The sequence below is a fragment of the Thermocatellispora tengchongensis genome, from assembly GCF_014202315.1.
Lineage (GTDB): Bacteria > Actinomycetota > Actinomycetes > Streptosporangiales > Streptosporangiaceae > Thermocatellispora > Thermocatellispora tengchongensis.
Window position 1 is genome coordinate 207,953 of the sequence record NZ_JACHGN010000010.1, and the last position, 20,269, is coordinate 228,221.

The 20,269-nt window shown below is 72.1% G+C and carries 17 protein-coding genes; 10 read left to right on the forward strand and 7 right to left on the reverse strand.

Annotation, left to right across the window (positions count from 1 at the left end; genetic code table 11):
- Positions 1–487 precede the first annotated feature (487 nt).
- Positions 488–817, reverse strand: a complete 330-nt coding sequence (locus tag HNP84_RS51225) for a hypothetical protein (protein WP_221336715.1) — start codon at positions 815–817, stop codon at positions 488–490.
- A gap of 87 nt (positions 818–904) precedes the next feature.
- Here HNP84_RS51225 and HNP84_RS24070 point away from each other — a divergent pair, with 87 nt between their 5' ends.
- The 4 genes from HNP84_RS24070 to HNP84_RS24085 all read left to right on the forward strand — a co-directional run bounded on the left by HNP84_RS24070 (position 905) and on the right by HNP84_RS24085 (position 6,804).
- Positions 905–1,474 carry an HhH-GPD-type base excision DNA repair protein gene (locus tag HNP84_RS24070; RefSeq protein WP_185052140.1) on the forward strand — a complete coding sequence of 190 codons (570 nt, stop codon included), beginning with the start codon at positions 905–907 and terminating at the stop codon, positions 1,472–1,474.
- Positions 1,475–1,668: 194 nt separating this feature from the next.
- Positions 1,669–3,765 carry a SpoIIE family protein phosphatase gene (locus tag HNP84_RS24075; RefSeq protein ID WP_185052141.1) on the forward strand — a complete coding sequence of 699 codons (2,097 nt, stop codon included), beginning with the start codon at positions 1,669–1,671 and terminating at the stop codon, positions 3,763–3,765.
- A 244-nt stretch (positions 3,766–4,009) separates the two neighbouring features.
- Positions 4,010–5,725 (forward strand): RNA polymerase sigma factor, encoded by a 1,716-nt coding sequence (locus HNP84_RS24080; protein WP_185052142.1) that lies wholly within the window; start codon positions 4,010–4,012, stop codon positions 5,723–5,725.
- A gap of 110 nt (positions 5,726–5,835) precedes the next feature.
- A complete protein-coding gene (locus HNP84_RS24085; RefSeq protein WP_185052143.1) occupies positions 5,836–6,804 on the forward strand; it encodes a hypothetical protein in 969 nt (322 codons plus the stop codon).
- Between the two features lie 103 nt (positions 6,805–6,907).
- On the opposite strand, the gene HNP84_RS24090 is transcribed toward HNP84_RS24085, so the two are convergent.
- Entirely contained in the window at positions 6,908–7,654 is a 747-nt protein-coding gene (locus HNP84_RS24090; RefSeq protein ID WP_185052144.1) for a YaaA family protein, read from the reverse strand.
- Positions 7,655–7,731: 77 nt separating this feature from the next.
- Here HNP84_RS24090 and HNP84_RS24095 point away from each other — a divergent pair, with 77 nt between their 5' ends.
- Entirely contained in the window at positions 7,732–8,493 is a 762-nt protein-coding gene (locus tag HNP84_RS24095) for a GNAT family N-acetyltransferase (RefSeq protein ID WP_185052145.1), read from the forward strand.
- Positions 8,494–8,508: 15 nt separating this feature from the next.
- On the opposite strand, the gene HNP84_RS24100 is transcribed toward HNP84_RS24095, so the two are convergent.
- Positions 8,509–8,739 (reverse strand): DUF7455 domain-containing protein, encoded by a 231-nt coding sequence (locus HNP84_RS24100; protein ID WP_185052146.1) that lies wholly within the window; start codon positions 8,737–8,739, stop codon positions 8,509–8,511.
- 293 nt (positions 8,740–9,032) lie between these two features.
- On the opposite strand from HNP84_RS24100, the gene HNP84_RS24105 reads away from it, so the two are divergent.
- Positions 9,033–11,093 carry a DNA gyrase/topoisomerase IV subunit B gene (locus HNP84_RS24105; RefSeq protein ID WP_185052323.1) on the forward strand — a complete coding sequence of 687 codons (2,061 nt, stop codon included), beginning with the start codon at positions 9,033–9,035 and terminating at the stop codon, positions 11,091–11,093.
- Positions 11,094–11,771: 678 nt separating this feature from the next.
- Here the strand turns inward: HNP84_RS24105 and HNP84_RS24110 are convergent.
- On the reverse strand, positions 11,772–12,269 hold the full coding sequence (locus tag HNP84_RS24110) for a beta-class carbonic anhydrase (protein ID WP_185052147.1): 498 nt from the start codon (positions 12,267–12,269) through the stop codon (positions 11,772–11,774).
- Between the two features lie 181 nt (positions 12,270–12,450).
- On the opposite strand from HNP84_RS24110, the gene HNP84_RS24115 reads away from it, so the two are divergent.
- Positions 12,451–12,774, forward strand: coding sequence for a hypothetical protein (locus HNP84_RS24115; RefSeq protein ID WP_185052148.1), 324 nt, complete (start codon positions 12,451–12,453; stop codon positions 12,772–12,774).
- Between the two features lie 9 nt (positions 12,775–12,783).
- Here HNP84_RS24115 and HNP84_RS24120 read toward each other — a convergent pair whose 3' ends face one another.
- The gene (locus HNP84_RS24120) at positions 12,784–13,347 is read right to left on the reverse strand and encodes a thioredoxin family protein (RefSeq protein WP_185052149.1); all 564 of its coding nucleotides are present in this window, start codon (positions 13,345–13,347) and stop codon (positions 12,784–12,786) included.
- A gap of 126 nt (positions 13,348–13,473) precedes the next feature.
- Here HNP84_RS24120 and HNP84_RS24125 point away from each other — a divergent pair, with 126 nt between their 5' ends.
- A complete protein-coding gene (locus HNP84_RS24125; RefSeq protein WP_185052150.1) occupies positions 13,474–13,863 on the forward strand; it encodes a VOC family protein in 390 nt (129 codons plus the stop codon).
- 76 nt (positions 13,864–13,939) lie between these two features.
- Here the strand turns inward: HNP84_RS24125 and HNP84_RS24130 are convergent, their stop codons facing one another.
- Both HNP84_RS24130 and HNP84_RS24135 read right to left on the reverse strand, forming a co-directional pair.
- The gene (locus tag HNP84_RS24130; protein ID WP_185052151.1) at positions 13,940–16,465 is read right to left on the reverse strand and encodes a DNA gyrase/topoisomerase IV subunit A; all 2,526 of its coding nucleotides are present in this window, start codon (positions 16,463–16,465) and stop codon (positions 13,940–13,942) included.
- Between the two features lie 113 nt (positions 16,466–16,578).
- Complete coding sequence (locus tag HNP84_RS24135; RefSeq protein ID WP_185052152.1) at positions 16,579–17,136, reverse strand: GNAT family N-acetyltransferase; 558 nt, start codon at positions 17,134–17,136, stop codon at positions 16,579–16,581.
- A gap of 104 nt (positions 17,137–17,240) precedes the next feature.
- On the opposite strand from HNP84_RS24135, the gene HNP84_RS24140 reads away from it, so the two are divergent.
- Positions 17,241–18,098, forward strand: coding sequence for a TauD/TfdA dioxygenase family protein (locus HNP84_RS24140; protein WP_185052153.1), 858 nt, complete (start codon positions 17,241–17,243; stop codon positions 18,096–18,098).
- Positions 18,099–18,137: 39 nt separating this feature from the next.
- On the forward strand, positions 18,138–20,252 hold the full coding sequence (locus tag HNP84_RS24145) for a RecQ family ATP-dependent DNA helicase (protein WP_185052154.1): 2,115 nt from the start codon (positions 18,138–18,140) through the stop codon (positions 20,250–20,252).
- The last annotated feature ends 17 nt before the right edge of the window (positions 20,253–20,269 follow it).

The following is a 20,269-nucleotide window of genomic DNA, read 5'->3' on the forward strand; positions in this document are numbered from 1 at the left end:
CGGCCGGGCGCTGTGCTGGCGCGCGGCGGAAGCATGCGGACGGCACCGGCCGCCGTGGCGGCGTGCCCGTGCCGCCCGCCGCCCGTCGCGGCGCGCCGCTCACGTTCCCGGCCACGAGCGGACGCGGCGTCGCCGGGCGCGGTGGCGGGGTGCGCATGCTCCCCGCGGTCGTGGTCGCGCGTGGGGGGTTCGGGGGTGCCGTGGTTCCTGGCGTGGGCGTCCGTCGCGGGGGTGGCGGGGGCGGGGTGGCGGGGTCGAGGGGGGTGGTGCATGGTGGCTCGGTGGGTCACGCAACCTCCTGCGACGGCCGCGCGGGCCGGAGGTGGCCGTGCGTGGTGGCACGCCCGCTCACGCCGCCTGCCTCGTCGGCACCGTGAGCGAGATCGCTGGTGTGCTCATTGGTTCGCTCGCTTTGCTCGCTCACGACCCGACCCTCTCGCATTCCCGGCCGGAAGGGTGCGTAGAACGCGGCCCGGTGACCCCTATGTTACCGAGGAATCCGTGATGGGGGAGATGAGTTCACGAGTGCGAGGAGGTGTTCGCGGGCCACCCGTTCCACCACCTCCGGCGTGGGGCGGAAGCCGAGGTGCTCGGCGCAGGCCCAGACGTCGGCGACGCACTTGGCGACGTCCTCCACCGGCACCTTGAGGAACTCCTCGGCCAGGTGGGCGGCCACGAGCTCGCGGCACTCCCGTGACTCCTGGGACGGCCGGGGCCCACGGAACGCCGGGGCGCCGCCCGCCGCGGCGGACGCCGGGTCGCGCGGCGTGATGGTGCGGTGATCTCTGGTCAGTGCGGGCATGGAATTGGGTCCCATTCCCTCGCTTATAGGACGTGCGCTCCCATTCCATATCTTCTCCCGCCGCTGTCAACCCCCTTGCCCCCGACATGCGAAGCTGGTCGCATGCGTTTACAGCTCGCGCAGCGGGCCGACGCCGACGAGCTGCTCGGCCGCGACCCGTTCGCCCTGCTGGTCGGGATGCTGCTCGACCAGCAGATCCCGATGGAGTGGGCCTTCGCCGGCCCGCGCACGATCGCCGACCGCCTGGGCGGGGACTTGTCGCCGGAGGTGATCGCCCAATACGATCCCGACGATTTCGCCGCGCTTCTCGCCCGCAAACCGGCCGTCCACCGCTACCCTTCGTCGATGGCCAGGCGGGTCCAGGCGCTGGCCGCGTACCTCGTGGAGCAGCACGACGGTTCGGCGGAGGAGCTGTGGCGGGATGTGCGAGACGGCCGGGAGCTGCTCGGACGCCTGATGGACCTGCCCGGGTTCGGACGGCAGAAGGCGCAGATCTTCCTGGCCCTGCTGGGCAAGCAGCTCGGCGTCCGGCCGCCCGGCTGGCGGGAGGCGGCCGGGCCGTACGGCGAGGAGGGGGTGTTCCGGTCGGTCGCCGACGTGGTCGATGGGGACAGCCTGGCGAAAGTCCGGTTGACGAAGCAGGAGGCCAAGCAGGCGGCGAAGAAAAAGTAGGTTGATCCTGCTGCGGGTGGTGAAGCGTTTTTGACAGGATGCGTTGACCGCATGGCTGCCGGGGCTTCCGTCCGCGCATGCCCATCGCAGATGATGTACTGCAGGATCCGGTCCCCCGGACCTGCCCCACACCGACTTTCGAGTTTGGAGATGTGCCTCGTGGGAGACCCTGGCACGCGACGGAGGTGCCGACCATGAGCGCCGAGACCTCCGTGCCCCGTCCCCGGGAGTCTGGTGTGGAGATCTCAGACGCGGGCCTTCTCGACGGCCTGATCCTGCAGAGTCCCTACGCCTTCGCCTTCCTCGACCTCGACGGCCGCTTCCAACGGGTGAACGGGATCTTCGCCCAGGTGGCGGGCGTGCCCGCCGAGGACCTTCTCGGCCGGGCGCCCGGCGAGGTCCTGTCCGCCGACCTCACCGCCGTGATCGAGTCGGCCGTGCACGACGTCGCCGAGACCGGGCGCACCGTCGAGGGGAGCGACCTGCGCATCCGGGTCCGCAGCGCCGACGGCGCGAGCCGGCACTGGGCGCTGACCTTCTCGCCGGTGCACGACGACGAGCGGGTGCTGCGCGCGGTCGTCCTGGTCGGCGTGGACGTCACCGAGAGCCGCGAGACCGAGGAGCAGCTCCGCCGCAGCGAGGAGCGCTACCGGTCGCTGGTCGAGGCGCAGTCGCAGCTCGTGTGGATCACCTCGCCGTCGGGCGCGGTGCTGGAGGACGCGCCGCAGTGGCGCGCGATCACCGGCCAGGGGCTGGAGGAGTACCTCGCCCACGGCTGGATCGAGGCCGTGCACCCCGACGAGCGCGCCCAGACCGAGGAGGCCTGGCGCGAGGCGCTGCGGGGCCGCACGATGTTCGAGTGGAACTACCGCGTGCGCACCAGGGCCAGCGGTTACCGTCACTTCGAGGTGCGCGCCGTCCCGATCATGCGCCACGGCCGGGTGGTGGAGTGGGTCGGCGCCAACACCGACGTGACGCCGCAGCGCGAGGCCGAGGAGATGCGCGGGCGGCTGACCGACCAGCTCGGCGCGGCGGCGCTGCGCACGGCCCGGCTCCAGGGCGCGACCGCGGTGCTCGCCGAGGCGCTCACGGTGGAGCAGGTCGTGCAGGTCATCATCGACGTGGGCCGTACCGCCCTGGCCGCCGACCGTTCCGCGGTGGCGCTGCTCGACACCGAGCGGGCCGCGCTGAAGCTGATCAACAGCGGCGGGGTGCCCGAGGCGCCGGCGCAGGGCGATGAGATCCCGCTGTCCCACTCCAGCGTGATGACCCTGGCGGTCAACAGCCGCAGGCCCGTCTTCGCCGAGTCGCCCCAGAGCCTGGTCAGCCAGCTCGTCGAGGCGGGCGGCGACCGCGAGGCGCTGACCGCGTTCACCGCCGGCACCGAGGAGCGGGCCTGGGTCGGCCTGCCCCTGCTCGCGGCGGGCCGCGCGCTCGGCGCGCTGCGCTTCGCCTTCACCCGGCCGCAGAAGATCTCCCAGGAGGACGGCGTCTTCCTGGAGGCGCTGGCCGGGCAGTGCGCGCTGGCGGTCGAGCGCGCCACCCTGTTCGAGCGCGAGCACCGCACCGCCGAGACCCTGCAGCAGAGCCTGCTGCCCGACAGCCTGCCGGTGGTCCCGGGGCTGACCATCGCCCAGCGGTTCCGCTCCGGCAGCCGCCACGTCCAGGTCGGCGGCGACTGGTACGACGCCTTCGTGCTGCAGGACGGCCGGGTCGCCGTGGTCGTCGGCGACGTCATGGGCAAGGGCGTCAAGGCCGCGGCCGGCATGGGCCGCATCCGCAACGCCATGCGCGCGCTCGCGCTGACCAACCCGCCGCCCGCGGCCGTCCTCACCGGCCTCGACCGGGTGTTCGAGGCCACCGAAGAGGAGGAGCAGGTCACCACCCTGGCCTACATGGTGGTCGAGCCGGGCACCGGCGAGGGCACGCTGGCCCTGGCCGGGCACCCGCCGCCGCTGCTGGTCTCGCCGCAGGGCGTGCCGATCCTGTGCGACGGCGAGCCCGGCACGCCGCTGGGCTGGCCCACCAGCCGGCGGCAGTTCCGGTTCTGCGTGCCCCCTGGCCACACCGCCGTGCTGTACTCCGACGGCCTGGTCGAGAACCGCAAGCGCGGCCTGGACGCCGGACTCGCGGAGCTTTGCTCGGTTGTGACCGAGGCGCCGCCGGAAGTCATCGGCAGCCCGCACATGCTGCTGGATTTCCTGGTCGAACGCATGTTGGCGGCGTATGAACAGGATGATGATGTTACGGTGCTAGCGATCCACGTCCCTCCTGCGACGAAGAGTGACTGAATGAAACAGTCATAACGGTTGCTTTCGGATATCAGTGCGCCGCATACGTACGCACTAGTCTCTGGCGCGGCCTAGGGTGGAGGGCAACCGCCGGGAGGCGGCCGTATGGAACGCGGTGTCATGTCACAATGCTGGGCAGGTCCGCCGCGGTCCGTCCGGCATCGCCGCCACAACTGAGAAGCCATCCGCCCCTCGCCGGGGCACCTGGGTCCATTGTCGCCACGCGTTCGTTCGAGAGGTGTTCGTGTCGCCTGCAAGTTCGACTCGCTCTAAGCCATCAGAGCTGAACGAGCCCGTCATTCAGCGACTGCTCGAGCGTGGGCGCTCGCAGGGATTCCTCGAGTCCGAGGATGTCCGCAAGGCCTTCGAGGAGGCCGACATCCCGATGTCACACGCCGCCGCGTTCCTGCGGAGCCTCAGCAAAGAGGGTGTGACCGTGGTGGTGACGGCCGCCGACTCGGCCGCCGCGCCCAAGAGGTCTCGTGGTTCGGGCAAGCGTCGCACCGCAGCCCCCGTCAAGAAGACCAAGGCCGCCTCCGCGGCCGCCAAGGAGCCCCAGCCGGAGACCGTCACCGCGGTCGTCAGCGAGCCGGAGCCCGCGGTCCGCAAGGCCCGGCCCGAGCCGCCGGCCAAGAAGGCCGCGGCCCCGGCGAAGAAGGCGGTTCCTGCCAAGAAGCCCGTCGCCAAGCCCGAGACTCCGGCGCCGGCCGCCGCCGCGGCGGCCCCCGCCGCGCCCGCGGCGCGTCCCGAGGCCAAGGACCAGGTCAAGGTCGACACCAAGCCCAAGGGCGCCGACGTCGAGGACGAGGAGGACGACGACCTCGATCTCGACGTCGATGTCGAGCTGGAGGACTTCGAGCTCGACGACGAGGACGTCACCGACGAGGCCGACGACGCCGACGAGGGCGACGACATCGAGGTGGAGGCCGAGGCCGACACCGAGGCCGACGGCGACGCCAAGCCCGAGGTCGCGCAGAGCGACGACGAGGTGCTGATCCTCTCCGACGACGACGATGACGCCCCGGTGGCCCAGGTCGCCGCGGCCGGCGCCACCGCCGACCCGGTGAAGGACTATCTCAAGCAGATCGGCAAGGTCCCCCTGCTCAACGCCGAGCAGGAGGTCGAGCTGGCCAAGCGGATCGAGGCCGGCCTGTTCGCCGAGGAGCAGCTCGCCACCGAGGGCGACAAGCTCCCGGTCGACGTCCGGGCCGAGCTGGAGTGGATCGCCGAGGACGGCCGCCGCGCCAAGAACCACCTGCTGGAGGCCAACCTCCGACTGGTGGTCTCGCTGGCCAAGCGCTACACCGGCCGCGGCATGCTGTTCCTGGACCTGATCCAGGAGGGCAACCTCGGTCTCATTCGCGCGGTGGAGAAGTTCGACTACACCAAGGGCTACAAGTTCTCGACGTACGCCACGTGGTGGATCCGCCAGGCGATCACCCGGGCCATGGCCGACCAGGCGCGGACCATCCGCATCCCGGTCCACATGGTCGAAGTGATCAACAAGCTGGCGCGGGTGCAGCGGCAGATGCTCCAGGACCTCGGCCGCGAGCCCACCCCGGAGGAGCTGGCGCGCGAGCTGGACATGACCCCTGAAAAGGTCATCGAGGTGCAGAAGTACGGCCGCGAGCCGATCTCGCTGCACACCCCGCTCGGCGAGGAGGGCGACAGCGAGTTCGGTGACCTGATCGAGGACTCCGAGGCGATCGTCCCGGCCGACGCGGTCAGCTTCACCCTGCTCCAGGAGCAGCTCCACTCGGTGCTCGACACCCTGTCCGAGCGCGAGGCGGGCGTGGTCTCCATGCGGTTCGGGCTGACCGACGGCCAGCCCAAGACGCTGGACGAGATCGGCAAGGTCTACGGCGTGACGCGTGAGCGCATCCGGCAGATCGAGTCCAAGACCATGTCCAAGCTGCGTCACCCCTCCCGCTCCCAGGTGCTGCGCGACTACCTCGACTAGGTCGTCGTATCGGTCACCGGGCGCGACGTCGCGTCCGGTGATCCCTGGTTTACCTGGGTGTAACATTCCCGAAGCATGTGGCGCGTGATCCGCTTCTAGGCTCGCCCGACATGGGTGTGATCGAAGTGGACAAGCTTCGCGCCCGGGGGGCACGGATGATCGTGGATCGTCCGTGGGCGGACGTAATGCTCGACGACGCGGTGACCGCGGTGCGCCACGGATCGTTCGCGGCGGCGGTGCCGGTTCTCGCCGCGACACGCGGCGATCCGGAGCTCCGGGCGCTGCGGGTCGAGGCGCTCTCGCGGGCCGCGATGGGGGCGAGCACCGCGATAGAGCGGCTGATCCAGCAGGACCGGTCCAATCCGGACCTGTGGCTGTGGCTCGGCCGCACACTGGTGGAACAGGCCTGGCAGCTCAAACCCGACGTGCGGGCCAGGGCCGTACAGGCGCACCGGCTCCAGTCCTTCCAGCAGGCGATGGACTCCGCACGGCGGCCCCTTCTCACGGCGGCCTCCCTCATCCCCGCCGACCCGGTGCCCTGGGAGGCGATGATGTGGGTCGCACTCGGCCTCGACCGGCCCCGGTCCGACAAGGACTCGGTCTGGTTCGAGGCCGCTCGTCGTTATCCGACCCTGTTCCCGGCCAACGTGGCCCGCCTGACCACCCTCTCGCCCGCGTGGGGCGGCACCGCCCAGGAGATGCTGGAGTTCGCCAGGACCCAGGCCGCGCGCGCTCCCGAGAGCGACCCGCTGCCCGCCCTGGTCCCGCTCGCGCACTTCGAGAACGCCGCCGCCGGCCGCAGCCCGATGTCCCGCGGGGCCTGGTTCCCCGAGGAGGCGCTGCGCGAGATCGTCGCGGCGGCCGGCCGCTGGTGGCAGCGCGGCAGGCATCCCCGCGGCATCGAGGCGCACAACATCTTCGGCGCCGCCTTCTACACCGCCGACCTGCGCCGCCCCGCGCGGGGCCACCTCGCCAGAACCGGGGGCCGGGGCAGCCGCCTGCCCTGGTCGCACCTGGGTGATCCGGCGCACCAGTACCAGCGCGCCTGCGCCCGGCTCAACGTGCCCGTCCCGGCCTAGCCGGGCCGTCCTGAAACCCGTCCCGAAAGCCCGCAACCCGTCCCGAAGCCCGTCGCGCGTCCCGCACCCCGCGCGAGGGGCATGGGGGACGGGGACGCCCGTCTCAGACGGTCGCCTGACAGGTGAGGGTCCAGGATTCGCCGCGGCGGGGCCGAGGGCCGAGCTCGACCCGGTAGCCGAGGTCGGCGAGGTGCCTGGCCAGCTTCTCCGGGGTCTCCGGTTCGGCGTCGGACAGCAGGAGGGAACGCGCCAGCGCGCCGCGGGTGGCCTTGGCCATGTGGCTGACGACCTTGCCGTCGCGCACCACCCGCACCGAGACCGCGCGCGCCCCGGGACGCCACGCCGCCGCGTACGTCGTGGAGCGCATGTCCACCACCAGCCCCGGCGTCTCGTCCAGGATCTCGCCGATGGCGGGGCGCCAGAACGCGGCCAGATTGCCCACAGGCGGCAGGCGGACCCCCATCGACAACCGGTAGGGCGGCACCCGGTCCTGGGGCCGCAGCAGGCCCCACAGCCCCGAGAACACCACCAGCCGCCGCTCCGCCCTCGCCAGCGCCGCCGCGTCGAGCGTGGCCAGGCCGAGGTTGTCGTACAGGACGCCGGTGTACAGCCGCGCCGCGGGCAGCGTGGCCGCGGTGCGCAGGGCGCGGTTCCTGGCGATGTCCGCCACGCGTCCGGCGGGCAGCCCGAGCACGGCCTGCGCGTCGGGCCGCTCGCACACGGCGGTGAGCGCGTCCAGGACCCGGATTCTGGCGGGCGTGAGCGCCGGGAATCCCAGCCCGGCCACGTCCACGGGCGGGCCGTCTCCCGACTCGGCCTTCCCTTCCGATGGCGGCAGCACAATCAGCACGAGCGCCGACCCTATCGCCCCCCGGCGCCGCCGGGGCGCAGGGGCGGACTGGCGTGGCGGCCCGTTAAGCTGCGGGGATGATCGAGGGGGAGGCCGAGCGCCTCGTGGACGCCGCCTGGCCCGCGCCGCACCGCGTACGGGCGGGGGAATGGGTGTACCGGCACGCCGGCGGGGTGACGAAACGGGCCAACTCGGTGCTCGCCGTGGGGGAGCCGCCGGAGGGGATCGCCGCGGCCGTGGACGCCGCGGAACGCCACTACGCGTCGCTGGGCACGCCGTGCGTGTTCTCGATGGGGCCGGGCGCGCCGGAAGGGCTGGACGCCGAGCTGGCGCGGCGCGGCTACGCCCTGGCGGACCCGACCCTGATCATGACCGCGTCCCTCGGCACGGCGTGCGACGGCGCGCCGGAGGAGGAGGTGGGCATGGCGGAAGAGCCGTTCCCGGCCTGGCTGCGCGCCTGGTGGCGGGTGGACGGCAGGTACGGGGACGCCGGCGACGCCGAGGGCGCGGCCTTGGACACGGCCTTGGGCACGGCCTCGCGGATCCTCGGCGGGGTGCCGGCGCGGTACGCCTGGCGCGGCCCGCGCGAGGCGCCGTACGGCGTCGGGCGCGGGGTCGCCCAGGGCGACTGGTACGGGATCTACTGCATGGCGGTGCTGCCCGGGGCGCGGCGCGCCGGACACGCGCGAAGCGTGCTTCGCGCCCTGCTCTCCGATGCGGAGCAACAGGGCGCGAAACGGGCATATCTCGTGGTCACCGAGGCCAACACCGCCGCTCGGGCGCTGTACGAGCGCGCCGGCTTCACGGAGTCGGGCCGGTATCACTACCGGGTCGGGTGACCTATGACGTCGATCTCATCGTTCGTTCTCGGAGGCGGTCGCGCGGGTCTGGCTGAGCCGCGCCGACTCGTCCTGAATGTCAGCGCCCTTCTCGCGCAGCGCCGCTACGTGCTGCCGCCCGTGGTGGGCGCAGAACAGCAGCTCCCCACCCACGGGCAGGGTCGCGCGAATGTAGGCCTGGGCACCGCAACGGTCACAGCGGTCGATGGCCGTCAGCGGCTTGGTGGGGGCGAGAGCTCCAGTCACGTATCGCCTTTCGGGTCATCCCCGCAGGGACGGGGATCTGGCGTCAGTCACTTGGGACAACATCTAACCCGGCCGGGACGTTCCCAACCGCCCCCCGGCTACGCCCAGAGCGGAATGTGTCGGAAAGTGACGGGCGCCACTCCCGAGGTAACGCCAATCTCGGCGCCATGGCAAGCTTGTACGCGCGTTAGCGGGAAGAACGGTAAGCTACGCACATGTGTTCGATGAATTCGAACACCAGCTCCAGCGGCTGGGAGAGTTGAAGAGTGGGAGTGGGTGTGACCGCCGTAAGCATGGAGACGGGTTACACGGCCCGTCATCTGTCGGTCCTGGAAGGCCTTGAGGCCGTCCGCAAGCGCCCCGGAATGTACATCGGGTCCACCGACACCCGCGGTCTCATGCACTGCCTCTGGGAGATCGTGGACAACTCGGTCGACGAAGCCCTCGCGGGCTACTGCAGCCGCATCGAGGTCGAGTTGTACGCCGACGGCTCGATCGAGGTCCGCGACGACGGCCGCGGCATCCCGGTCGACATCGAGCCCAAGAGCGGCCTGGCCGGCGTCGAGCTCGTATACACCAAGCTGCACGCCGGCGGCAAGTTCGGCGGCGGCTCCTACGGCGCGTCCGGCGGCCTGCACGGCGTGGGCGCGTCCGTGGTCAACGCCCTCTCCTCCCGCCTCGACGTCCAGGTCGATCGCGACGGCCGCACCCACGAGATCAGCTTTCGCCGCGGCGTGCCCGGCGTGTTCGACGGCGAGGGCCCCAAGGCCAAGTTCAAGAAGAAGTCCGGCCTGCGCGACCTCGGCCCGCTGAGCCGGGGCAAGGGCACCGGCACCCGGGTGCGCTGGTGGGCCGACACGCAGATCTTCCTGCCCGACGCCGAGGTCCTGCTCGACGAGATCCACGTACGCCTGCGCCAGACCGCGTTCCTGGTGCCCGGCCTGACCCTGTTCGTGCGCGACAGCCGGGGCGAGGAGCCGGTGGAGGAGGAGTTCCGCTTCGACGGCGGCATCTCCGAGTTCACCGAGTTCCTGGCCCGCGACGAGGCGGTCTGCGAGGTGATGCGGCTACAGGGCGTCGGCCACTTTCACGAGACCGTCCCCGTGCTCGACGACCAGGGCCACATGACCCCGACCGAGGTCGAGCGCGAGCTGACCGTGGACGTCGCGATGCGCTGGGGCAAGGGCTACGACACCACCGTGCGCTCCTTCGTCAACGTGATCGCCACCCCCAAGGGCGGCACCCACGTCAACGGCTTCGAGCGCGCCCTGGTCCGCACCCTCAACGAGCTGCTGCGCGAGACCCGCCTGCTGAAGAACGGCGACGACCCGATCCTGAAGGAGGACGCCCTCGAAGGGCTCACCGCGGTCGTCACGGTCCGGGTGCCCGAGCCGCAGTTCGAGGGCCAGACCAAGGAGGTCCTGGGCACCTCCGCGGCCACCCGGATCGTCTCCCACGTCGTCTCCCGCGAGCTCAAGCAGATCTTCGCCAACCCCAAGCGGGGCCAGAAGCAGGCGCTGCGCCAGGTGCTGGAGAAGGTCGTGGCCGCGGCCAAGGCCCGCATCGCGGCCCGCGAGCACCGCGACAACCAGCGCCGCAAGAGCGCCCTGGAGAACTCCGCGCTCCCGGCCAAGCTGGTCGACTGCCGCAGCGACGACGTCGATCGCAGCGAGCTGTTCATCGTCGAGGGCGACTCCGCCCTGGGCACCGCCCGCGCCGCCCGCGACTCGGAGTTCCAGGCGCTGCTGCCGATCCGAGGCAAGATCCTCAACGTGCAGAAGGCGTCGGTCTCCGACATGCTCAAGAACGCCGAGTGCGCCGCGATCATCCAGGTCATCGGCGCCGGCTCCGGCCGCTCCTTCGACCTCTCCGCGGCCCGCTACGGCAAGGTCATCCTGATGGCCGACGCCGACGTGGACGGCGCCCACATCCGCTGCCTGCTGCTCACCCTCTTCCACCGCTACATGCGCCCGATGGTCGAGGCGGGCCGCGTCTTCGCCGCCGTGCCCCCGCTGCACCGCATCGAGATCACCAACCCCGGCCGCGGCCAGGACAAGTACGTCTACTGCTACACCGACGCCGAGCTGCACCGCGTACTGCGCGACCTGGAGCGGCGCGGCAAGCGCTGGAAGGACCCGGTGCAGCGCTACAAGGGCCTGGGCGAGATGGACGCCGACCAGCTCGCCGAGACCACCATGGAACCCCGCCACCGCACCCTCCGCCGCGTCCGCATCGAGGACGTCGAGGAGGCCGAGCGGATCTTCGACCTGCTCATGGGCAGCGACGTCGCCCCCCGCCGCGAGTTCATCGTCGGCAACGCCGCCGAAGTGGACCGCGACCACATCGACGCCTGACACCCCGCGCCGCCCCTCCTCCGCCACACGCGTCCACGAAGCCCGGCCACGTCGGGCCCGTGTCCCGGGCCGCCGGTGCTCTGCATGGGCGCATCCGGCCGCCCCTCCTCCGCGGTACGCATCCGCGAAGCGCGGCCGCGTCGAGCCGGTGTCCCAGGCCGCCCGTGCCCTGCATGAGCGCATCGCGCCGCCCCTCCTCTGTGGTACGCATCCGCGGAGCGCGGCTGCGTCGAGCCGGTGTCCCAGGCCGCGCGTGCTCTGCATGGGCGCATCCGGCCGCCCCTCCTCTGTGGTACGCATCCGCGGAGCGCGGCTGCGTCGGGCCCGTGTCCCAGGCCGCCGGTGCTCCGCATGGGCGCATCCGGCCGCCGCCCGACCTGCTGCCGAAGGCCCACGCGGCAGGCGGCGCCCCCTCTTCGGCCGCGCCTCCGCAGGTCCGTGGCTCATGGCCTGCGGTTCGTGGCCTGCGGTCCGTGGCTCGTGGCCTGCGGTCCGTGGCTCGTGGCCTGCGGTCCGTGGCTCGTGGCCTGCGGCCCGTGGACTGCTCCCGTGCCCCGGGCCCGCCGACCCTCCTCGGCATGCCCGTGATCGGCGTGCGTGAGGTCGGTAGGCGTGGATTCGGCAGGGGGAGGAGGCGTGGCCGCGGCGCCTGCTCGCGGGAGCGGTCGTGGGCGTGGGTCACATGTCCACGGGGATGAGTTCGCCGGTGTGGACGTCGTAGATGGCGCCGCCTACCGCCAGGTCGCTGGGGAGGAAAGGGCTGGTGCGGATGCGGGTCAGGTCGTGGCGTAGGGCCTCGCCCTGGTCGGCGACCGTGTGGAAGTCGAGGCTGCGGGTGTCCACGCCGTGGTCGCGGGCGATGAGGTCGTGGATGTCGCTGTCGGTGGACTTGGACATGCGGCAGTCGGTGTGCGGCATGACCAGGACGCGGTTCACGCCGAGGAGGTAGACCGCCAGCACCAGGGTGCGCTGGACGTCGTCGGTCACGCGGGCGCCTGCGTTGCGCAGGATCTTGGCGTCGCCCGCCTGGAGGCCGAGCAGGCCCAGGGGGTCGATGCGGGAGTCCATGCAGGTGACCACGGCGAGCCTGCGGGCGGCTCGACCCGTCAGGTTCGAGTGCGAGAAGTCGGCGGCGTACTTCTTGTTCGCGGCGAGCAGGTCATCGAAGGCGGTCATGCCGGTAATGGTGCAACATCCGGGTTTCATGACTGTTTCCGGGGGCTATCCGTGCCTACGAGCCGTGGCCGCCTGCACACGGGTGGCACAGAGCCGGCACGGGGTTGGTCAACGTCACACGATCAGTGCTCACCTTGGGTAATGATGTTGCGACTCAACGTGAGCGACTCGGGAGAGGACAATGACCAGGAGCGAATCCGTCGCGGAGTACTTCCGCACCCACGGCAGGCGCCGGCTGGACCGGGTCGAGGTCCGCGACGGCGGGCGCAACGCCCGGTGCGCGCTGGCCCTGCTCGACGCGGCGGCGTACGCCGGCTCGCTCGACGACGGCGATCCGCTCATCACCGGGCTGGTCGAGGCCGGGTGTTTCGGGCCCGGCGGCGACGGCCCGTTCGACCCGGGTGACGAAGGGCTGGCGATCGTGAAGAACTGGGAGTCGGGCGAGCCGTGGCAGTTGCTGTTCGCCATCCGGTCGGCCGCGGCGCAGGCCGGCGCTCCCGCCTGAGGGGCGGAGTCAGGCGGGCTCGTTGCCGGGCTTCCACTTGATGCCGCAGCCGAGGCTGGGCTGCTGGGGTCCCTCGGGGGTGGTCCCGGCGAGCACGGCGTCCACGGCGGCCCTGAGCGAGGCGCCGGTGACCGCGACGTCGTTGCTCGGGCGGGCGTTGTCGAACTCCCCCCGGTACGCCAGCCGCAGCTCGCGGTCGTACAGGAAGAAATCGGGGGTGCACGCCGCCTTGTACGCCCTGGCGACCTCCTGGGTCTCGTCCACGAGGTAGGGGAAGGCGAACCCGGCCCGCCGGGCCTGCTCGGCCAGGTGTGCCGCGTCGTCGTCGGGGTAGGCGCTCACGTCGTTGCTGCAGATGGCCACGATCGCGAGCCGGTCGCGGTAGTCGGCGGCGAAGGCGCCGAGGCCGCGCTCGATGCGGCGGACGTACGGACAGTGGTTGCACAGGAAGGTCACCAGGGTCGCCGGCGAGCCCTTCACCTCGCTGAGGGCGAACCTGCCGCCGTCGATCGACGGCAGCTCGAAGTCGGGGGCGGGAGTGCCGAGCGGGACCATGAACGAGCTGACAGCCATGACGCCCATTGTGTCCCATCGCAGGCCGCCAGGCTGGCCGACCACGGCGACACCGGTGTAACGTGATCAGTGGTGTTGGTGGAACGCGTACGAGTGGAACGCGTAGGAGAGGATGGTGCCGCGGCGATGGCCGGTGTGGCGAAGATGCACTCGACGGTCCTTGACTGCCCCGACCCCAAGGAACTGGCGCGCTTCTACGCCCAGGTGCTCGGCTGGGAGGTCACCAAGCTGGACGACGAGTGGTCCACGATCGAGGGAGCCGACGGCCGCAAGCTGTCCTTCCAGCGGGCCGAGGACTACCGGCGCCCGGAGTGGCCCGACCCCGAGCGCCCGCAGCAGCTCCACCTCGACCTGATCGCCGCGGACGTGGACGCGGCGGAGAAGTTCGTGCTGGAGCTCGGCGCGACCATGCCCGAGCACCAGCCGGGCAGGCCCGACGGCGACTTCCGCGTCTACCTCGACCCCGCCGGGCACCCCTTCTGCCTGTGCGTGGAGGACGGGACGGCGTGGAGCTGACCGCCCGCCGATGACGGTGGCGCCCCGCACCGGCCTGCCCCTGAGGCGGGGGCCGTGCGGGGCGCCGTGCCGGGCGTCAGAACAGCTCCGCCTCCTGCTGCTGCTCCTGGTCCTGCGGCTCCTGCTGGGCCGGCCTCGCCGCGGGGCGCGGGTCGGTGCCGATCGCGCCGCCCACGGCGCCGATCGTGTTCGTCAGGCGTACGCCGGAGCCGTCGCGCCGCCCCAGCTCCTCCGGCAGCGGCACCGGCTTGCCGGTGGCCGAGACCGCCCGCGCGGGCGCCGGGCCCGCCCAGGCCAGCAGCAGCGCGTCCTCGCCCTTCAGGAACCGCTGCACCCGTACGCCGCCGGTCGCGCGGCCCTTGGCCGGGATCTCGGCGTAGTCGGACACCTTGCCGCCGCCCGTCTGGGTGCCCGGCAGCGCCGTGGTGGAGCCCGCCACGGTCACCACCCGGGCCTCCCTGTTCGGATCGACCGCGCCGAAGAACACCACCGTGGCCGCCGGGTCGAGCCGGATGCCCGCCATGCCGCCGGCGGGGCGGCCCTGCGGGCGTACGGAGGAGGCGGGGAAGCGCAGCATCTGCGCGTCGGAGGAGATGAACACCAGATCGTGGTCCTCGGAGGTCAGCTCGACCGCGCCGACCACCTCGTCGCCGTCCTTCAGCCCGATCACCTCGAACTCGTCGCGGTTGACCGGATACTCGGGCACCACCCGCTTGACCACGCCGTGCCGGGTGCCGAGCGCGAGCCCGGGGCCCGACGGGTCGAGCGAGCCCAGGCCGACCACGCTCTCGCCGGCGTCGAGCTGGACGTACTCGCTCACCGGATGCCCCCCCGACAGCGACGGCGGGCTCGCCGAGGGCGGCAGCGCGGGCAGGTCGAGCACGCTGACCCGGATCACCCGGCCGCGCGAGGTCACCACGCCCACCTCGCCGCGCACGGTCGAGTGCACCGCCGAGACGAGCACGTCGTGGTTGGACCGCTCGCCCTCGCCCGCCAGGGGCTCGGCGTCGGAGGTGCGCGCCAGCAGGCCGGTGGAGGACAGCAGGACCCGGCACGGGTCGTCGGCGACCTCCAGCGGGACCGCCGCCGACAGCGACGCCCCGGACGACTCCAGCAGCACCGTGCGCCGCGGCGTGCCGTAGGACTTGGCGACCTCCGCCAGCTCGGCCGAGACGACCTTGCGCAGCTTCTCCTCCGAGGACAGGATCGAGGTCAGCTCGGCGATCTCGTCCTGCAAGGTCTGCCGCTCGCGCTCCAGCTCCAGCTTGTCGTACTTGGTCAGGCGGCGCAGCGGCGTGTCGAGGATGTAGGCCGCCTGGATCTCCGACAGCTCGAAGACCTGCATCAGGCGCGAGCGCGCCTGGGCGGAGTCGTCGCTGGACCGGATGACCTGGATGACCTCGTCGATGTTGAGCAGCGCGATGACCAGGCCGTCAACGAGGTGCAGCCGCTCCTCGCGCTTGCGGCGGCGGTAGGTGGAGCGGCGGCGTACGACGTCGATGCGGTGGTCCACGTAGACCTGGAGCAGCTCCTTCAGGCCCAGCGTGCGCGGCTGGCCGTCGACCAGCGCCACGTTGTTGATGCCGAAGGTCTCCTCCATCGGGGTGAGCCGGTACAGCTCCTCCAGCACGGCCTCGGGGTTGAAGCCGGTCTTGATCTCGATGACCAGGCGCAGGCCCTTGTGCCGGTCGGTGAGGTCCTTGAGGTCGGAGATGCCCTGCAGTTTCTTCGCGGTGACCAGTTCCTTGATCTTGGTGACCACGCGCTCGGGGCCGACGTTGAAGGGCAGCTCGGTGACCACGATGCCCTTGCGCCGCGGGGTCACCTGCTCGATCGCGCACTTGGCCCGCATCCGGAACGTGCCGCGGCCCCGCTCGTACGCGTCGCGGATGCCCTCCAGCCCGATGACGATGCCCCCGGTGGGCAGGTCGGGCCCCGGCACGAACCGCATCAGCTCGTCCAGCGTCGCGTGCGGCTTCTTGATCAGGTGCCGCGCGGCGGCGATGACCTCGACCAGGTTGTGCGGCGCCATGTTGGTCGCCATGCCCACCGCGATGCCGGTCGCGCCGTTCACCAGCAGGTTGGGGAACGCCGACGGCATGACCGTGGGCTCGGTCTCCTGGCCGTCGTAGTTGGGCTTGAAGTCGACGGTCTCCTCGTCGATCGACTGCACCATCAGCGTCGCCGCCGTGGCCAGGCGCGCCTCGGTGTAGCGCATCGCCGCCGGGGCGTCGTCGGGGGAGCCGAAGTTGCCGTGCCCGTCCACCAGCGGCAGCCGCATCGAGAACGGCTGCGCCATGCGCACCAGCGCGTCGTAGATCGCGCCGTCGCCGTGGGGATGCAGCTTGCCCATGACGTCGCCGACCACCCGGGACGACTTGACGTGCCCCCGGTCGGGCCGCAGCCCCATCTCGCTCATGGAGTAGAGGATGCGCCGCTGCACCGGCTTGAGGCCGTCTCTCGCGTCGGGCAGCGCTCGCTGGTAGATCACTGAGTAGGCGTACTCCAGGAAGCTCGTACGCATCTCCGCGGAAACGTCGATGTCGATGATGCGTTCCTCGAAGTCCTCCGGCGGCGGGGAACTGGTGGTTCGTCGGGCCATGGCAGTCATTATCGCCTGCGCTTCGCCCATGACCGGCACGCGTCACGAGTCCCGCCCATCGCCCGCACGGCCTCGCCGCCCGTAGTGGCGAGCCAGTGGCGAGCCGTGGCGGGTCAGGCGCCGGGCCAGGGGCCCGGTGGGGTGTCGGCGACGTCCTCCTGCTTGACCTCGGTCTTGAACAGGCGGAAGCCGCGGGCCTTGTAGTTGGACAGGGCGGCGGGGCCGTCCAGGGAACAGGTGTGGACCCAGACCCTGCGGGTGGGCTCGCGGCCGGGCCAGCGCAGGTGGATGTCCCAGGCGCGGGAGGCGCCCGCGTGCAGGAGGTGGCCGCCCACGCCGTGGCCGATGGCGTACGGGAGGAGGCCGAAGTTGGTGATCTCCACGACGCCGTCGGGCTGGGACTCCAGTTGTACGTAGCCCGCCGGGGTGCCGCGGTGCCAGGCCACCCAGGTCTCCAGGCCGGGCCGGTCGAGCCAGGCGAGCCACTGCCGCCGGGTCCAGGGCAGGCGGGTGGTCCAGTGCCAGTCGCCGCCGACCGCGGTGTAGAGGAAACGGGCGAACTCCGGCGAGGGGACTTCGGAGCGCACCACGTCCACCTGCATGCGCGGCGGCTTGGCCGGGATGAGGTCCGCCGGGTCGGTCTGCTCCAGGTGCCAGGTCGTGACGTCCATGGACACCAGATCCAACCACGTGGTGGCGGGCCGCCCACAGGGGGATGCGGCGAGGTATCCTTGACCAAGCGATTGCTTGATAAGGCGGAAGGCGGTTCGGGACGATGATCGAGTTCACGCCGGTCACCCGGAACATCGGTGCCGAGGTCACCGGAGTCGACCTGCGCAAGCCGCTGTCGGAGGAGGAGGTGGCCACGATCCGCCGGGGCTGGCTGGAGCATCGGGTCCTGTTCTTCCGCGACCAGCACATCACCGACGAGGAGCACATCCGCTTCGCCACCTGCTTCGGCACCGAGAACATGCCGGCCTTCAACCGGCACAAGACCCGGGTGCACGTGCTCGACCAGGTCAGCCCGAAGGGCGAGGGCGGCGACGAGTGGCACAGCGACAACACCTTCGAGCCGGTGCCGCCGATGGGGTCGCTGCTGCGCTGCGTGCGGCTGCCCCAGGTCGGCGGGGACACGCTGTGGGCGAACGCGGTCATGGCGTTCGAGGCGCTGTCGCCGCCGATCCAGCGGTTGTGCGAGGAGCTGACCGCCGTGCACGACATCACGATGTCGATGAAGAAGGCCATCGCCAAGGGGCACGACTTCGACCTGGCCGAGGTCCAGGCCAGGTGGCCGCCGCTGGAGCGGCCGGTCGTGCGGGTGCACGCCGAGACCGGCGAGAAGGCGCTGTTCGTCAACCGGGCCTCGACCACCCGGCTGGTGGGCCTGTCCGACCGCGAGAACGAGGCGCTGCTGCCGTACCTGATCGACCACATCCGGTCGCCGGAGTTCCAGGTGCGGCTGCGCTGGGCGCCCGGCACGCTGGCCTTCTGGGACAACCGCAGCACCCAGCACTACGCCGTGGCCGACTACACCGAGCGGCGGATCATGCACCGCGTCACCATCAACGCCTTCGAGCAGCACGCCGACCGCGACCCCGACCGGGGCCGGGGCCGGGAGGTCGGCGTGCCGTAACGGCGCGAACAGTCACCCGGACCTGATAGCAAGGACTGCATGGCTGAGGTGGCTGAGGCTCACTACGACGACCCCGAGGCGGCGGCGCTGCGCGAGGAGGCCGAGGAGCGGCTGCGCGCCCTCGCCGGCGAGCACGCCCGCCTGCGCGAGGACCAGTGGACGGCGATCAGGTCGCTGGTGCTGGACCGTTCGCGGGTGCTGGTGGTGCAGCGCACCGGCTGGGGCAAGTCGGCGGTCTACTTCATCGCCACCGCGCTGCTGCGCGAGCTGGGCGAGGGGCCCACGGTCATCGTCTCGCCGCTGCTGGCGCTGATGCGCAACCAGATCGCCGCCGCCGAGCGGGCCGGCATCCACGCGGCCACGATCAACTCCGCCAACCCCGAGGAGTGGGAGAAGATCTACGCCGGCGTCGCCGAGGGCGTGGTGGACGTGCTGCTGGTCAGCCCCGAGCGGCTGAACAACCCCGACTTCCGCGACCAGGTCCTGCCCGAGCTGGCCGAGAGCGCGGGCCTGGTCGTGGTGGACGAGGCCCACTGCATCTCCGACTGGGGCCACGACTTCCGCCCCGACTACCGGCGCCTGCGCACCCTCCTCGACGGGCTGCCGCCCGGCGTCCCGGTGCTGGCCACCACCGCGACCGCGAACGCCCGGGTCACCCGCGACGTCGCCGAGCAGCTCGGCGGCGAGACCGTGGTGCTGCGCGGCCCGCTGGAGCGCGAGAGCCTGCATCTGAGCGTGGTGCGCCCCGCCGGCGCCGAACAGCGCCTGGCCTGGCTGGCCGAGAAGCTGCGCGAGCTGCCCGGCTCCGGGATCGTCTACACCCTCACCGTGGCCGCCGCCCAGGAGATCGCCGCCTACCTGCGCGAGCAGGGCCACGAGGTCGCGGCGTACTCCGGCCAGACCGAGCAGGCCGAGCGGCTGGCCGCCGAGCAGGCCCTGCTCGACAACCGGATCAAGGCGCTGGTCGCCACCTCCGCGCTCGGCATGGGCTTCGACAAGCCCGACCTCGGCTTCGTCGTGCACGTGGGCGCACCGCAGTCGCCGGTGGCGTACTACCAGCAGGTCGGCCGCGCCGGCCGCGGCGTGGAGCGCGCCGAGGTGATCCTGCTGCCCGGCGCCGAGGACCGCGACATCTGGGCCTACTTCGGCTCGCTCGCCTTCCCGCCCGAGCCCGTCGTACGCCGTACGCTGGAGGTCCTGGCCGAGGCCGGCACGCTGTCCACGGCCGCGCTGGAGACCCGGGTCGATCTCAGCCGCACCCGCCTGGAGACCATGCTCAAGGTCCTCGACGTCGATGGCGCGGTGCGCCGGGTGAAGGGCGGCTGGCAGGCGACCGGCGAGCCGTGGGCGTACGACGGCGAGCGCTACGCCCGGGTCGCCGCCGAACGGCGCGCCGAGCAGGAGGCCATGCTCGGCTACATCGCCACCACCGGCTGCCGCGAGGAGTTCCTGCGCCGCCACCTCGACGACGACACCGCCGCCCCCTGCGGGCGGTGCGACAACTGCACCGGGGACCACCGCTCGGCCGAGGTCGCCGAGGGGGCGGTGCGCGCCGCGGGCGAGCGGCTGCGCCGCCCCGGGGTGGACATCGAGGCCCGCAAGCAGTGGCCCACCGGGCTGGCCGACCTGTCGGGCCGGATCAAGCCCGAGTTCGGCGCCGAGCCGGGCCGCGCGCTGGGCCGGCTGACCGACATCGGCTGGGGCAACCGGCTGCGCGGCATGCTCGCCGAGGGCGCCCCCGACCAGCCCGTGCCCGACGAGGTGTTCGCGGCCGTGGTGCAGGTGCTCGCGTCCTGGGAGTGGCGGCAGCGGCCGGTCGCGGTGGTGAACGTGCCCTCGGCCTCGCGGCCCCGGCTCGTACGCGGCCTGGCCGAGCGGCTGGCCCAGGTGGGCCGGCTGGCCTACCTCGGCGAGCTGGGCTACCGCAACGGCCCGCCCGGACGCCAGTACAACAGCGCCCAGCGGGTGCAGGCGATCAGGGCCACCCTGGCCGTGCCCACGCCCCTGGCGGGCGCCCTGAAGGCCATGGACGGCCCTGTGCTGCTCGTGGACGACCGCGTGGACACCGGCTGGACCATGACCATGGCCGCCGCCCTCGTCCGCCACGCGGGCGCGCCCGCGGTGCTGCCGCTGGCCCTGGCCGTCACCGGCTGAGCGGCACCGGCCGAGTG